At 59.1% G+C, this 14,021-nt stretch carries 13 protein-coding genes and 1 tRNA gene; 7 read left to right on the top strand and 7 right to left on the bottom strand.

Going from position 1 to position 14,021, the window contains the following annotated elements; translation table 11 throughout:
• Positions 1-22: 22 nt before the first annotated feature.
• The 3 genes from CLV45_RS01610 to atpD form a co-directional block, all read right to left on the bottom strand.
• A complete protein-coding gene (locus CLV45_RS01610) occupies positions 23-907 on the bottom strand; it encodes a tetratricopeptide repeat protein (RefSeq protein WP_100334653.1) in 885 nt (294 codons plus the stop codon).
• 162 nt (positions 908-1,069) lie between these two features.
• A complete protein-coding gene (gene atpC / locus CLV45_RS01605) occupies positions 1,070-1,315 on the bottom strand; it encodes an ATP synthase F1 subunit epsilon (RefSeq protein WP_100334652.1) in 246 nt (81 codons plus the stop codon).
• Positions 1,316-1,435: 120 nt separating this feature from the next.
• Complete coding sequence (gene atpD, locus CLV45_RS01600; protein ID WP_100334651.1) at positions 1,436-2,941, bottom strand: F0F1 ATP synthase subunit beta; 1,506 nt, start codon at positions 2,939-2,941, stop codon at positions 1,436-1,438.
• A 275-nt stretch (positions 2,942-3,216) separates the two neighbouring features.
• On the opposite strand from atpD, the gene CLV45_RS01595 reads away from it, so the two are divergent.
• The 5 genes from CLV45_RS01595 to pth all read left to right on the top strand — a co-directional run bounded on the left by CLV45_RS01595 (position 3,217) and on the right by pth (position 6,857).
• A tRNA-Gln gene (locus CLV45_RS01595) sits at positions 3,217-3,289 on the top strand.
• Between the two features lie 101 nt (positions 3,290-3,390).
• The gene (locus CLV45_RS01590; protein WP_100334650.1) at positions 3,391-4,320 is read left to right on the top strand and encodes a ribose-phosphate pyrophosphokinase; all 930 of its coding nucleotides are present in this window, start codon (positions 3,391-3,393) and stop codon (positions 4,318-4,320) included.
• Between the two features lie 103 nt (positions 4,321-4,423).
• A complete protein-coding gene (locus tag CLV45_RS01585) occupies positions 4,424-5,479 on the top strand; it encodes a DUF6340 family protein (RefSeq protein ID WP_100334649.1) in 1,056 nt (351 codons plus the stop codon).
• Positions 5,480-5,632: 153 nt separating this feature from the next.
• Positions 5,633-6,205 carry a 50S ribosomal protein L25/general stress protein Ctc gene (locus CLV45_RS01580; RefSeq protein WP_100334648.1) on the top strand — a complete coding sequence of 191 codons (573 nt, stop codon included), beginning with the start codon at positions 5,633-5,635 and terminating at the stop codon, positions 6,203-6,205.
• 88 nt (positions 6,206-6,293) lie between these two features.
• The gene (gene pth / locus CLV45_RS01575; RefSeq protein WP_100334647.1) at positions 6,294-6,857 is read left to right on the top strand and encodes an aminoacyl-tRNA hydrolase; all 564 of its coding nucleotides are present in this window, start codon (positions 6,294-6,296) and stop codon (positions 6,855-6,857) included.
• Between the two features lie 214 nt (positions 6,858-7,071).
• Here the strand turns inward: pth and metG are convergent, their stop codons facing one another.
• Positions 7,072-9,117 (bottom strand): methionine--tRNA ligase, encoded by a 2,046-nt coding sequence (gene metG / locus CLV45_RS01570; RefSeq protein WP_100334646.1) that lies wholly within the window; start codon positions 9,115-9,117, stop codon positions 7,072-7,074.
• Between the two features lie 219 nt (positions 9,118-9,336).
• On the opposite strand from metG, the gene CLV45_RS01565 reads away from it, so the two are divergent.
• The gene (locus CLV45_RS01565; protein WP_100334645.1) at positions 9,337-9,930 is read left to right on the top strand and encodes a hypothetical protein; all 594 of its coding nucleotides are present in this window, start codon (positions 9,337-9,339) and stop codon (positions 9,928-9,930) included.
• Between the two features lie 64 nt (positions 9,931-9,994).
• On the opposite strand, the gene CLV45_RS01560 is transcribed toward CLV45_RS01565, so the two are convergent.
• The 3 genes from CLV45_RS01560 to msrB form a co-directional block, all read right to left on the bottom strand.
• Complete coding sequence (locus CLV45_RS01560) at positions 9,995-10,351, bottom strand: hypothetical protein (RefSeq protein WP_100334644.1); 357 nt, start codon at positions 10,349-10,351, stop codon at positions 9,995-9,997.
• A gap of 65 nt (positions 10,352-10,416) precedes the next feature.
• Entirely contained in the window at positions 10,417-11,217 is an 801-nt protein-coding gene (locus tag CLV45_RS01555) for a DUF3050 domain-containing protein (RefSeq protein ID WP_100334643.1), read from the bottom strand.
• Between the two features lie 125 nt (positions 11,218-11,342).
• Positions 11,343-11,903: a peptide-methionine (R)-S-oxide reductase MsrB gene (msrB, locus tag CLV45_RS01550; protein WP_100334642.1), complete on the bottom strand. Its 561-nt coding sequence runs from the start codon at positions 11,901-11,903 to the stop codon at positions 11,343-11,345.
• A gap of 191 nt (positions 11,904-12,094) precedes the next feature.
• On the opposite strand from msrB, the gene typA reads away from it, so the two are divergent.
• Positions 12,095-13,903: a translational GTPase TypA gene (typA, locus tag CLV45_RS01545; RefSeq protein ID WP_100334641.1), complete on the top strand. Its 1,809-nt coding sequence runs from the start codon at positions 12,095-12,097 to the stop codon at positions 13,901-13,903.
• The last annotated feature ends 118 nt before the right edge of the window (positions 13,904-14,021 follow it).

Below are 14,021 nucleotides of genomic sequence, written 5' to 3'. Positions count from 1 at the left end.
CGGCCGGGCGCAACGCCGGGCGCTATTTCATCTCCCGAATTTCCTTACTCAGGTCGGCCGCGGCCGGGCGGCCTTCTGGTAGCTTGCGCAACGCCGCCAGATATTGCTGGGCCTGGGTCTTATGGCCCAGTTCAATTTCTACCTTGGTCAGGTTGGCTAGGGTTTGCCAGTCGTTGGGCTTGCGGGTATTGGCCTGCTCAAACAGCTCCAACGACTTCTGCCACTCCTTTTTCTGGGCGTAGTACGTGCCCAGGTTGAAGGGCGCCAATGAGCTTTCGGGGTAGTATTTGCCCAGCAGCTCGGCCAGTTGCCGCACCACCTCGTCCGCTTCGGCATTTTGCATCTGCCAGTAGGGCAGCATGTACTCCTCCATGCTTTCGGGCACAAACACCTTCTCGGCCGCGGGCAAAGCCGCCCCATCCCGCCACCGCCAGGGTTTACCGCTGGCTTGCCGATCGGCTAGGGCGGCCGTCAGCACCTCGATTTCGGCGGCCGGTTCCTGGGTCATTTCGTAGGTTTTGGCTAGGCCAAAGCGCATGTCCAGCCGGTCGGGCGCCACCCGGATACCATCCCGCAGCGTGGCGCGGGCCGCCGCCAGCAGCGTGGGCTCGTAGCCTTTACTGATGGAGCCGGCGGCCTTTCCATCGGGCTTGCTGAACACCACCCCGCCTTTCTTGTCCGGGTCCGCGCTGACCACCACCCGGTAGGATTTCTTCAGTAGGTAGTTAAAATTGGCCACGTACCAGTCGGGGTCCTGGGGCTTTTTCTGCTGCCAAGTGGTCAGCACTTTCCGAACCTTGGCCGTATCCTGGGCCTGCATGGCCCGCCGATAATCAATCTGGTACGTCTGGGCGCGCCCGGCAACGGCAGTAAGAGCGAGCAAAGTGAAGGCAAGGAGCTTGCGCATAAATAAGGAATGAATACAAAACGGATGAGCACCGCAAGCTACTGATCCGTCGCACTTTTTTTCAGTTTGGCCGCTGCTTATTACCAAAAAAGTACGGCCACCAAAAAGCCCCGCACCTGTTGCCAGATGCGGGGCTTCCGTATTGTTGAGCCGTCAAGTAGCTTACGCCACTACGCCTTCGGCCAGTACAATCACATTGTTGCGGAGCACTTCCACCACGCCTCCTTCGATGCGGAAGGATTCGCGGCCGGCGGCACCCGTCACCGTGATGTCGCCCGACTTGAGGGCGCTGATCAGCGGAGCGTGGTTGTTGAGGACCTCAAACAGCCCGTCGGTACCCGGAAATTGCGCCGACACTACGTCGCCCTCAAATACCTTCCGGTCCGGCGTGATGATTTCTAAACGCATGGTATTAATGTGCTAATGTGGAAATGTGCTGGTGTGCTAATTAAATATGCTGATGTGTTAACCAGAAAATTCTGCCTTAGCACATCAGCATATTCAATCACATTCGCACATTAGATAAAATTACTTGGCTTCAGCCATCAGCTTGGCACCCTTGGCAATGGCATCCTCGATGGTGCCAACCAGGTTGAAAGCCGACTCGGGCAGGTGGTCGTAGGTACCGTCGATGATGGCGTTGAAGCCTTTGATGGTATCCTTGATGTCAACCAGTACGCCGGCCAGACCGGTAAACTGCTCGGCCACGAAGAAGGGCTGCGACAGGAAACGCTGCACCCGGCGGGCGCGCGTTACGGTCAGCTTATCCTCTTCCGAGAGTTCGTCCATCCCCAGGATGGCGATGATGTCCTGCAGTTCCTTGTAACGCTGCAGAATCTCCTTCACGCGCTGAGCCGTGTTGTAGTGCTCGGCACCGAGTACTTCAATCGACAGGATGCGCGAGGTGGAGTCCAGCGGGTCAACAGCCGGGTAGATGCCGAGCTCGGCAATCTTACGCGACAGTACCGTGGTAGCGTCCAAGTGGGCAAAGGTGTTAGCCGGAGCCGGGTCAGTCAAGTCATCAGCCGGTACATACACAGCCTGTACCGAGGTGATGGAACCACGCTTGGTCGAGGTGATGCGCTCCTGCATGGCACCCATTTCGGTAGCCAACGTGGGCTGGTAACCTACGGCCGAAGGCATCCGGCCCAGCAGAGCCGATACTTCCGAACCCGCCTGGGTAAAGCGGAAAATGTTGTCGATGAAGAACAGGATGTCGCGGCCGGCACCCGAGCCGTCACCGTCGCGGAAGTTTTCCGCAATGGTTAGACCCGACAGGGCTACGCGGGCCCGGGCTCCGGGGGGCTCGTTCATCTGGCCGAACACCAGGGTAGCCTGCGACTTGAGCAGCTCGTTCTGGTCTACCTTCGAGAGGTCCCAGCCGCCAGCTTCCATTGAGTGCTTGAACTCCTCACCGTACTTGATGATGTCCGACTCAATGAATTCGCGCAACAGGTCATTGCCTTCGCGGGTACGCTCACCCACGCCGGCAAATACCGACAGACCAGCGTAAGCTTTGGCAATGTTGTTTACCAGCTCCATGATCAGTACAGTCTTGCCAACGCCGGCACCACCGAACAAACCAATTTTGCCACCTTTTACATAGGGAGCGAGCAGGTCAATTACTTTAATACCCGTGAAGAGGATTTCCGACGACGTGGCCAGGTCCTCGAAGGGCGGGGGCTGGCGGTGAATCGGCAGCGGGCCGTCGCTCTTGGGCTGCGGGATGCCGTCGATGGCGTAGCCTACCACGTTGAACAGACGACCTTTCACGCCTTCGCCCGTGGGCATCGACATGGGGGCGCCCAGGTTCCGTACTACCGCGCCGCGGGTCAGACCTTCGGTCGAGTCCATGGCGATGGTGCGCACACGGTCTTCACCGAGGTGTTGCTGGCACTCCAGGATGACTACCTGGCCGTTGTCTTTCGTGACTTCGAGTGCGTCGAGGATATTGGGGAGCGTAGAGCCTTCACCCGCGAAGCTCACGTCCACAACGGGACCGATTACCTGGGTGATTTTACCGTTATTCGCCATTGCGAGTCTTTATGTAGATGGGTGCAACGTTTTCAGGGTGCAAAACTACGGCTTAATCCCGGCTTTGCCAAAGCCGGGCCGGAGTAAAGTTCGGGCCTTTTTTCCGACCCTAATCCACCCTGATTATCAACCTGTAAGCCCCAAAACGCAATATTTTGCGGGGAAGTACCCGAAAATTTCTGCAAAAATTTTTGCGGTAAAATTTGCCTTGAATGTTTCCCGTAGTACATTTGCACACCCAAACGGCACATCCACACCGATAGCCGCTTGGAAATTGTCCGATGGTGTAACTGGCAACACGCTTGATTTTGATTCAAGAAAGTCCAGGTTCGAGCCCTGGTCGGACAACCGACTACAGTAACGCGAAAGGCGCTGATCCTTCCTCCCCGGAAGAATCGGCGCCTTTCGCTTTTTCAGTTTCTTCCGTTTTCGCCCCCTTACCCCTCTCCATGGCTCAGCAGGTTAAAATCTTTGCAGGAAACGCTTCTCCTGAACTCGGCAAAGCAATTGCCGAAGCATACGGTACCCAGCTCGGTGATTTGAGCATTCAGCGCTTCGCCGACACCGAACTCGGCCCCAGCTTCAACGAAAGTGTGCGGGGCTGCGCGGTATTCCTTATTCAGAGCACCAACCCGCCGGCCGAAAACCTGATGGAGCTGATGCTGATGGTGGATGCCGCCAAGCGGGCCTCGGCTGCCTCGGTCACCGTGGTCATGCCCTACTTCGGCTACGCCCGCCAGGACCGCAAGGACAAGCCCCGCGTGAGCATTGGCGCCAAAGTCGTGGCCGACTTCATTCAGAGCGTGGGCACTGACCGCCTGATGACCTGCGACCTGCATGCGGGCCAGATTCAGGGTTTCTTCGACATCCCGGTGGATCATCTGGACGGGGCCACCGTTTCGGCTCCTTATATAAAGTCCCTGGGTTTGGATGATCTGATTTTCGCCTCGCCCGACGTGGGCGGCGTGGTGCGCACCCGCGCTTTTGCCAAGAAGTTCGGGGCCGAAATCGTGGTTTGCGACAAAATGCGCCTGCGGGCCAACGAAATTGCCTCGATGCAGGTCATCGGCGACGTGACGGGTATGAACGTGGTCCTCGTGGATGACATCGTGGATACGGCCGGCACCATCTGCAAGGCCGCCGAGCTGCTGATGGAGCGCGGGGCCAAGTCGGTGCGGGCCGTTATTACCCACGGCGTGCTCAGTGGCCCGGCCCACGAGCGGATCCGCAACTCGGTGCTGGAAGAGCTGGTCATCACCGACACGATTCCGCTGAAGCAGGAAAACCCCAAAATCAAAGTCATTTCCTTGGCCAACCTGTTTGCTCAGGCCATCCGCAACGTGGTAACCCACGAAAGCATCAGCTCCCTGTTTATCTAACGGGCAGCGTAGGTCGGGTTATATATAGCCGGAGCCAATTTTTGGCATGGTGTTGAAGAGGGGAGCTGAAAGGTTCCCCTCTTCTCGTTTTTATTTTCCGGCTATGAAATATTCTCTACTCCGTTCCGCCTGGGTTAGCCTGGTCTTCCTGGGCCTAGCCAGCAGTTGCACCACGACCGTTCACCTGGAGGCGCTGGCTCCGGCCTCGGTACCGATGCCCCCGACCCTGCAGCGTATTGCCACCGCCAACCGCATCCTGCCCGACAGCCGCCGCGACAAATTCTTCGACGTGCTGGAAGGAATTTTTACGGGGGAAGGGCCGATGGTGGACCGGGCCGGGGCGGAAGCCTGCGTGCTGAGTACCGGCGAGGCCCTGATGCGCAACAGCCCCCGCTTCCGCGTGACGCCGGCCAACCTGCAGCTCGTCGGCCGCACGCGCGAGTTTTTCCTGCCGCCCATGGCTCCCGACTACGTCCGGCGGGTCTGCCGCACCTCCCAGGTCGATGGGCTGGTGGTACTCGAAGCCTTCGACTCCGACATGCAGCTGCAGCGGCGCCAGGAAGAGCGGGTGATTAAGGAGAAAGACAAGCCCGACCGGAAAGTACTGGTAACCGTCGTGCACATGGACATGCGCATTGTGTCCGGGTTCCGCACCTACGGCCCCGAGGGGCTGGTGGTCGACCAGGCCCGGCAGGAAGACCATTTGGGCTGGAGTAGTGAAGGCGCCAGCTACCAGGCCGCGCTGGCCGGTCTGCCCGCCCCGGAGCGCTGCATCCGGGAAGTGGCCCTCCGCATCGGCGACCAGTATGCCCGCCGGATTGCGCCGTCCTACGTGCCGTTGTCGCGCAACGTCTACACCCGCGCCAAGAAGAATGCGCACATGCAGCAAGCCCGGCAGTGCGTGCAAGCCACCGACTGGACCCAGGCTGCGGCCCGCTGGCAGCAAGCCGCCCGCAACCTCAACCACGTCGTAGCGGGCCGGGCGTTTTATAATCTGGCCGTGTACGAGGAAATGAACAACCACCTGCCTGAGGCCATTGATTACGCCCGCAAAGCGGCTTACACCTGCCAAATGCGGCCGGCCGTAGCGTATCTGCGCGTGTTGCAGCAGCGGCAGCAGGCCGAGCAACTGGTGCAACAGCAAATGCTCCGCCCCTGAGCCAACCAGGTTGGTTTTGCCCGTGCTTGTCCCGACAAAGCGGAGCACGAGTTTTAATTGTCGGATAGTCCGTCTATCTTTGCGGCCCGTTTTGGGCTGATTGTCAGCTTGGCCGGGAAAACACACTTTTCTTTTTCTCAAAAACACAAGCTTATGAAAAGCCTCGAGATTGTAGGGTTTAAAAGAGCGAATCTCGGTAAGAAGGATGCGAAAGCACTGCGTCTTGACTCGTATGTTCCGTGCGTATTGTACGGTGGCAACGAGCAGGTGCACTTCTCGGCTCCGGCCATCCTCTTCCGCGAATTGCTGTACACCCCCGACGTACACGTTGTTGACGTGAACGTAGAGGGCACCGTATACCGCGCCATCGTGCAGGACGCTCAGTTCCACCCCGTGAACGAAATGCTGCTGCACGTTGACTTCCTGTTGCTGCAGCCCGGCAAGGAAGTGAAGATGGAAATTCCCGTGAAGTTCGTCGGCGTTTCGCCCGGCGTACTGGCCGGTGGTAAGCTGGTGAGCAAGCTGCGTAAGCTGAAGGTGAAGGCTCTGCCCGAAAACCTGCCCGACTACGTAGAAGTGAACATCTCGGACCTCGAGCTGGGCAAGTCCATCAAGGTAAGCAAGGTAGAAGCCCAGGGCTATACCATCCTGACCAACGGTGCGGCCCCCATTGCTACCGTAACCATCCCACGTGCCCTGAAAGGCCAGATGGCCGGCGACCGTTAATATCTCTCCGCGTTGCGGAAACCCATGGAAATCCTGTCCCGCTTCGGCGGGGCAGGATTTCTTGCGTTAAAACCCCGTATTTCGCCTTATGAAGTTTCTCGTTATGGCCCTGGGCAACATTGGGCCCGAATATGCCGACACCCGCCACAACATCGGCTTTATGGTGGCCGACTTTTTGGCCGCCAAACACGACGCCAAATTTGAGCTTAAGCGCCACGCCTTCGTCACCGAAATCAAGCATAAGGGCAAAACGCTAGTTTTGGTGAAGCCCACGACCTACATGAACCTGAGCGGCAAAGCGGCCCTGCACTACCTGACGAGCGAGAAGATTCCGAAGGAAAACATGGTCGTGGTAACCGACGATCTGGCCCTGCCCTACGGCAAGCTGCGGCTGAAAGGCAAGGGCTCGGCCGGCGGACACAACGGCCTGAAGCACATTCAGGAAACCCTCGGCACCGACGAATACGCCCGCCTGCGCTTCGGCGTGGATGCTAACTTCCCCAAAGGCCGGCAAGTGGATTACGTGCTGAACCCGTTTTCAGCCGACGAAAAAATCGACCTGCCCCTGCACGTCGAAAAGGCTGCCGAGGCTATCCTCTCCTTCGCCACCATCGGTTTGGAACGCACGATGAACGTGGTAAACACTCGATAAAATGTGCGAATGTGGGTAATGGGCTAAATGTGTCATTGTGAGACCGGAGGCCGAAGGCCAAAGCAATCCGTCCTCTGCAAGTAACTAATTCCCTTTTAGCAGAAAGCCCCTTACTACACGCTGTAGTAAGGGGCTTTTCGATTTAGAACACTCAGTCGGCACGTTTCCGGGGCCTAATGGCTTCGGCTAACGTCTTGCCGTGACGTGGTTTGCTTTACGCTACGTGGCTGCCGGGGCGTACGTGCTGGCCGGGCTGCATGAGTTGCAGGGCACCGTCGGCGTTTTCGGCCAGCAGCAGCATGCCCTGGCTCTGGATGCCTTTGATTTCGCGCGGCGCCAGGTTCAGCAGCACCAAGACCTGCTGCCCAATTAGGGCTTCGGGGATAAAGTGCTCGGCAATGCCGCTAACGATGGTGCGCTGGTCGAGGCCGGTATCCACGGTGAGCTTGAGCAGCTTTTTGGTTTTGGCCACTTTTTCGGCGGCTACCACCGTGCCCACGCGCAGATCCATGCGGCTGAAATCGTCGAAGCTCACGTCTTCCTTGGCGGGGGCAGCTACGGCGTTGGCCAGTTCGTTGGCTTTTTTGGTATCGAGCAGCTTCTGCACCTGGGCCTCCACGGTGGCGTCCTCAATCTTGTCGAAGAGCAGGGCGGCAGCGCCGATTTCGTGGCCGGCCTGTAGCGTATTGGGGCGGCCGGCCGTTTGCCAGCTGCCTTTTTCTACCCGCAGCATCTCGCCCAATTTCTCGGCTGAAGCGGGCAGGAAAGGCTCCATGAGCGTCACCAGGCCGGCGGCAATCTGCAGGGCCACGTGCAGCACGGTGCCGGTGCGGGCCTCGTCGGTTTTGATCAGCTTCCAGGGTTCGGTTTCGGCCAGATACTTATTGCCAACGCGGGTTAGGTTCATCAGCTCCGCCAGCGCGTCGCGGAAACGGTAGTTGTCAATCAGCTCCCCGATGCGCTGCGGAAATTCGGCCAGCTGGGCCAGGGCTTCCAGGTCGATGGGCTGTAGGTCGCCGCCGATGGTGGGCACTTTGCCGGCGAAAAACTTGTGCGTCAGCACCACGGCCCGGTTCACGAAGTTGCCCAGGTTGGCCACCAGCTCGTTGTTGTTGCGAGCCTGAAAATCCTTCCAGGTGAAGTCGTTGTCCTTGGTTTCGGGGGCGTTGGCGCAGAGGGCGTAGCGCAGCACATCGGCTTTACCAGGGAAATCAAGCAAATACTCGTGCAGCCACACGGCCCAGTTGCGGGAGGTGCTGATTTTGTCGCCTTCCAGGTTCAGGAACTCGTTGGCCGGCACGTTGTCGGGCAGGATATAGTCGCCGTGGGCCTTGAGCATCGCCGGGAAGATGATGCAGTGGAACACGATGTTGTCCTTGCCAATGAAGTGCACCAGCTTGCTGCCGCTGTCTTTCCAGTAGGTTTCCCAGGTGTCGGGCAGCAGATCTTTGGTGGCCGAGATGTAGCCAATGGGCGCGTCGAACCACACGTAGAGCACCTTACCTTCGGCACCTTCCACCGGCACGGGCACGCCCCAGTCCAGGTCGCGCGTTACGGCGCGGGGCTGCAGGCCTTGGTCAATCCAGGATTTGCACTGCCCGTAGACGTTGGTTTTCCAGTCGGCTTTGTGGCCTTCCACAATCCACTCGCGCAACCAGGGTTCGTACTGGTCGAGGGGCAGATACCAGTGCTTGGTTTCGCGCAGCACGGGCTGGTTGCCGCTGAGCATGGAGCGGGGTGAAATCAGCTCGGTGGGGCTCAGCGAAGAGCCGCACTTCTCGCACTGGTCGCCGTAGGCGTTTTCGTTGCCGCAGTTGGGGCAGGTGCCCACGATGTAGCGGTCGGCCAGGAATTGCTCGGCTTTCTCGTCGTAGTACTGCTGGGAGGTCTGTTCGATGAACTTGCCTTCCTCGTAGAGCTTTTTGAAAAAGCCGCTGGCTACTTCGCTGTGGGTTTTGGAGGAAGTGCGCGAATAGATATCGAACGAGACGCCGAACTCGGCGAAAGAGTCGCGGATGATGGCGTGGTATTTATCCACGACCTGCTGGGGCGTAACGCCCTCTTTCTGGGCCCGGATGGTAATCGGGACGCCGTGCTCGTCGGAGCCGCAGATAAACTTGACGTCGCGGCCGGCGGCGCGCAGGTAACGAACGTAGATATCCGCCGGCAGATACACGCCGGCCAAGTGCCCGATGTGCACGGGACCATTGGCGTAGGGCAGGGCCGCCGTGACGGTATAGCGCTGAGGATCAAGAGACATATGCAAAGAAAAAAGCGAAGGTTCAGTGAGTAAAAAAGCGGCGGCCCACGGGGGCTATTCGCTTGCGGGAGTGCAAAGAAACGAGGATTTGAAAGTATTAAGGTCGGGTTAAAACCTTAACATAGCCCAACAGGTAAATACATCTATATTTGAGCTGAACGGCGACGTTGCAAAACGCTGCATTTGTGTCAGCTTCTTACTCTTATTCCCCTTTGCCCCATGAAAAAGTCTGCTTCGGATCAGCCCGAGAAAAAGGCTAAAAAGGATCCAGCACAAAAAGCGCAGCGCAAAGCCGACAAAGCTACCGCCCGCGCCTCCAGTAGCCTGGTCGACAAGCGTCCCGAGAAGCAAGCCAGTCAGAAAAAGACTCTGAAGGCCGCTGCTAAGCAACTGCAGAAGGAGCTGGACCTGCGCATGAAGGAAGTGGTGGACCGCATCCGCAAAGAAACAAAAGCCAAGCTCAAGGAAGTGGTCAAAGACGCCACCAAGCGCCTAGACGTGGATACGGAGCAGCTCTTTAAAGAAGCCCTGCACACCATCGCGCGGCACTACGATGGCAAAGCCTCAGTAGCCGCTTCCGACAGTATTTCGACAGCCGATACCGCCAGTAAGGCTCCCGCCAAGCCGGCCGCCCCGCGCAACCGGTCGGTGGCCAGCACCAGCAAGCCCCGCCCCAGTGCCGCGCCGGCGGCGGTCCGCCCCAGCCGGGCGGCCAGCAATGGCAGCGCCCCGCGCCGGGACCGGAAGCGTCCGGCCTCGCCGGCCACTCCCAACGCCAACGCCGAGGCCAACGGCGAAAACGCCGCCAGCTAAGGCTGCCCTACTAATTTGCTGTTACCGGGCCGGTTTTCCTGCGGGAGAGCCGGCCCGGTGTGGTTTAGGGCAGGCGGCGCACGGTATCCACGGGGGCACCGTCGAGGCGGCGCAGGCGGGTTTCGGTGGTGGTATTGTTGGGGTCGTTGGTATTGACGTTTTCCACCCGCTGCCGACCATTGGAGCGGGCGGCCTGCTCCCGGATATCGACCCGGCCCGGGGTAGCATCCGGGGCCGAGCCGCCGTAGCCGGCGTTGCTGTTGTAGACCGCCTGCCGGTCGGCATCGGTGCGAATGGTGGCCGGCAACGGAGCCCGGTCTACTTCGGCGCTGCTTTCCTGGCTGGCCGTGCAGGCGGTAAGCCACGCGGCCCCCGCCACCAGGCAAAAGCGGCCGGCCGCGGCTAAAAATTGATATGACATGACGACAAGGTTAGGGCAGCCCGGCTGTGAGCTGCCCTTCTACAACGCGCAGCAAGACCCGGAAGTTAGCTTACCGTCGAAACTGGTACGACGGAGCTCATGGCCTGCCGGATTCCGTCCCACAGCGCCACCCGGGCCTGCATGCAGCGGGTAGCTACTTCGCGGCACTCTTCCCAGCTTTGCTCGGTGCTGCCGCACAGCTCGCGCACCATCTGCTCGGCCAGGGGCGTGTGCACTTCCTCGTCGAGCTGAATGTGGCGGTTGAGGTAGTAAATGAACGTTTCGAGCTGGCCGGGAAAGCGCTGGCTTAAATCAGCCACCAGGTGACGAAACATGTCGGGAATCACGTCCTCGCGGCCGAAGGTAAAGGCCGCGGCCACCGCGTGCGACTTACCCGAGTTGATGACGTTGAAGGTGCTGAGCACGAACTGCTGCACGGCGTAGGGCACGCCCGCGTGCAGCAGGGCCATTTCCACCGACTCCCCCACCGACAGCGCGTCGAGCAGCTTACGGATGGGCTGGGTGTCGGCCCCACACTCGTCCATGGCGCGCATGTAGAGCTCGAAGTGGCTGACGGGGCGGCCGTGCTGATCCACGTCGGTTTCTTCTTCCAGCACGATTTCGTTGATCAACCGGCGGGTAGCGGGATTACCGCGCGGCACCCAGGGTACCGTCACGCAGGTCAGGTCGCGCTGCAGGCTTTTGAGCAGCGACATAAAGTCCCAGACGGCAAAGACGTGGTGCTGCATGAACACGCGCAGGTCGTCGAGGCTCTGAATGCCTTGGTACACGTTGTGGGCCACCAACTGCTCCCGGGTGGAAGACAGCTGCTGCTGCAAGGTGTGAATTGGATCGACGGTGGTCATAAGTACGCAGTTAAAAGCGAAACAAAAGGCGGGGCCTGCCGGGCAAGAAGTCAGCCGGGCCGGATAACATAGCAGCCCGCCGAACGAGTCAGCGGGCTGCCTGGCACTACAAATATCGGGCACTTTTACTTGGCCTTTTCAAAAACCATTCCGTCGGAGTCCATGCAGTAGCGCTGGCCGGTGGGCTTGGGGCCGTCGTCGAAGACGTGACCCAGGTGGCCGCCGCACTTGGCGCACACCAGCTCGTCGCGACTCATGCCGTGGGAGTCGTCGGCCGTTACTTTCAGGCTGCTGTCGGTGGCCGGGGCCCAGAAGCTGGGCCAGCCCGTGCCGCTCTCAAACTTGGTGTCGGAGGTGAAGAGCAGGTTGTGGTCGGCGGCGCAGTAGTAAGAACCTTTTTCGTGGTTGTCGAAGTATTTATTATTGAAGGCCTGCTCGGTGCCCTGCTGGCGCAGAATGAAGTACTGGGCCGGGGTCAGCTGGGCTTTCCACTGGGCGTCGGTCTTGCGCACCGGAAACTCGTCGGGCCGGTGACTTACGGGCTGGGCCTTGGGGTAGGCTTTGGCCGCAGACGTGGGCCGGGTAGGTGCCTGGGGCTTCTCGGCGGCCAGATTCTGACGTTTTTGGGAGCAGGCCGAGCCCAGCGTCAGGGAAGAAAGAAGCAGGACCAGAAAGGAGGTGCGCATGAGTAAAGGAAGAAGGTGAACACAGCAAGAACAGCACCCTCAAGGCCGCCGCTCCTACCAGAAACATACGCGGCGGAGCTTCGGTTCGGTTTAGATAAGGCCGTGCCTTTCAGCCTGAATCAGCTAACATTTTGATAACTCGGACTTTTACGATTAGAAATGCGTACCTTTGCACCCGCAAAACCATCTGTATGCAGAACATTCGGAATATCGCAATCATTGCGCACGTTGACCACGGCAAAACGACGCTCGTGGACAAGATCATTCACGCCTCGAAGCTGTTCGACGAGCACCAGCAGTTCGACGACCTGATCCTCGACAACAACGATCTGGAGCGCGAGCGGGGTATCACCATCGTATCCAAGAACGTATCCGTCCGCTATAAGGACGTTAAAATCAACATCATCGACACCCCCGGTCACGCCGACTTCGGCGGCGAGGTGGAGCGGGTACTGAAGATGGCCGACGGCGTATTGCTGCTCGTCGATGCCTTCGAAGGTGCCATGCCCCAGACTCGTTTCGTACTGGGCAAAGCCATTGACCTGGGCCTGAAGCCCATCGTGGTGGTAAACAAAGTCGACAAGGAAAACTGCCGGCCCGACGAGGTGCACGAGCAGGTATTCGACCTGATGTTCAACCTGGGCGCCAACGAAGACCAGCTGGACTTCGTGACCCTGTACGGCTCCTCGAAGCAGGGCTGGATGAGCACCGACTGGAAAGTAAAAACCGACAGCATCATCCCGCTGCTCGACGCGGTAGTAGCCTCTATTCCCCCGGCTCCGACCCTGGACGGTACGCCCCAGATGCAGGTTACTTCGCTCGACTACTCCTCGTTCGTAGGGCGTATCGCCATCGGCCGCGTGCACCGCGGTACGCTGCGTGAAGGCGCCAACATGAGCCTGGTGAAGCGTGACGGCACCATCAAGAAAGTAAAAATCAAAGAGCTGCAGGTTTTCGAAGGCCTGGGCAAAAACAAGGTTTCCGAAGTTAGCTCCGGCGAAATCTGCGCCGTAACCGGCATCGAAGGCTTCGACATCGGCGACACCCTCGCCGACGCCGAGAACCCCGAGGGCCTAGCCGTTATCAGCATCGACGAGCCGACGATGAACATGCTGTTCACGATCAACAACTCGCCGTTCTTTGGTAAAGAAGGCAAGTTTGTGACCTCGCGCCACCTGCGGGACCGGCTGTTCAAGGAAACCGAGAAAAACCTGGCCCTGCGCGTGAAGGAAACCGATAAGGAAGACACGTTCCTCGTGTACGGCCGCGGTATTCTGCACTTGTCAGTCCTGATTGAAACCATGCGCCGCGAAGGCTTCGAGCTGCAGGTTGGTCAGCCCCAGGTTCTGTTCCGCGAGGACGAGAACGGCAACCGTCTGGAGCCCATCGAGCACCTCGTGGTCGACGTGCCGGAGGAAACTGCCGGTAAGGTTATCGAGCTGGTGACGATGCGCAAAGGCGAGCTGACCATCATGGAGCCCAAGGGCGACCTGCAGCACCTGGAGTTCAACATTCCGGCCCGCGGCCTGATTGGCCTGCGCAACAACGTGCTGACCGCCACCGCCGGTGAGGCCATCATGAACCACCGCTTCTCGGCCTACGAGCCCTACAAAGGCGTAATTCCCGGCCGTATCTCCGGTTCGCTGATTTCGATGGACACCGGTGCCGGCACCGCGTACACCATCGACAAGATGCAGGACCGCGGCGAGTTCTTCGTGGACCCGGGTGAGGAAGTGTACGCCGGCCAGGTTATCGGTGAGCACACCCGCCCCAACGATTTGACCATCAACATCCAGAAAGGCAAGAAGCTGACGAACATGCGCGCTTCGGGCTCGGACGAAAACGTGAAAATCGTGCCCAAGCGTCAGTTCTCGCTGGAAGAAGCCATGGAATACATCCAGAAGGATGAATACCTGGAAGTAACGCCGAAGTCGGTGCGGATGCGCAAAATCCTGCTCGACGAAAACGAGCGTCTGCGCTCGGCCAAGAAAGTCGACTAGTTTTCTAGTTAGTTAAGCAAAAGGGAGGCAGCCACCGGCTGCCTCCCTTTTTTGTTTTAGTGGCGCGGCGGGCAGCTACTTAACGGCCTTGGTTTGTTGTAGAGCTGCTTAGCTTGTT

It is taken from the genome of Hymenobacter chitinivorans DSM 11115, assembly GCF_002797555.1.
GTDB lineage: Bacteria > Bacteroidota > Bacteroidia > Cytophagales > Hymenobacteraceae > Hymenobacter > Hymenobacter chitinivorans.
This window is presented reverse-complemented; position numbering and strand designations above follow the sequence as displayed.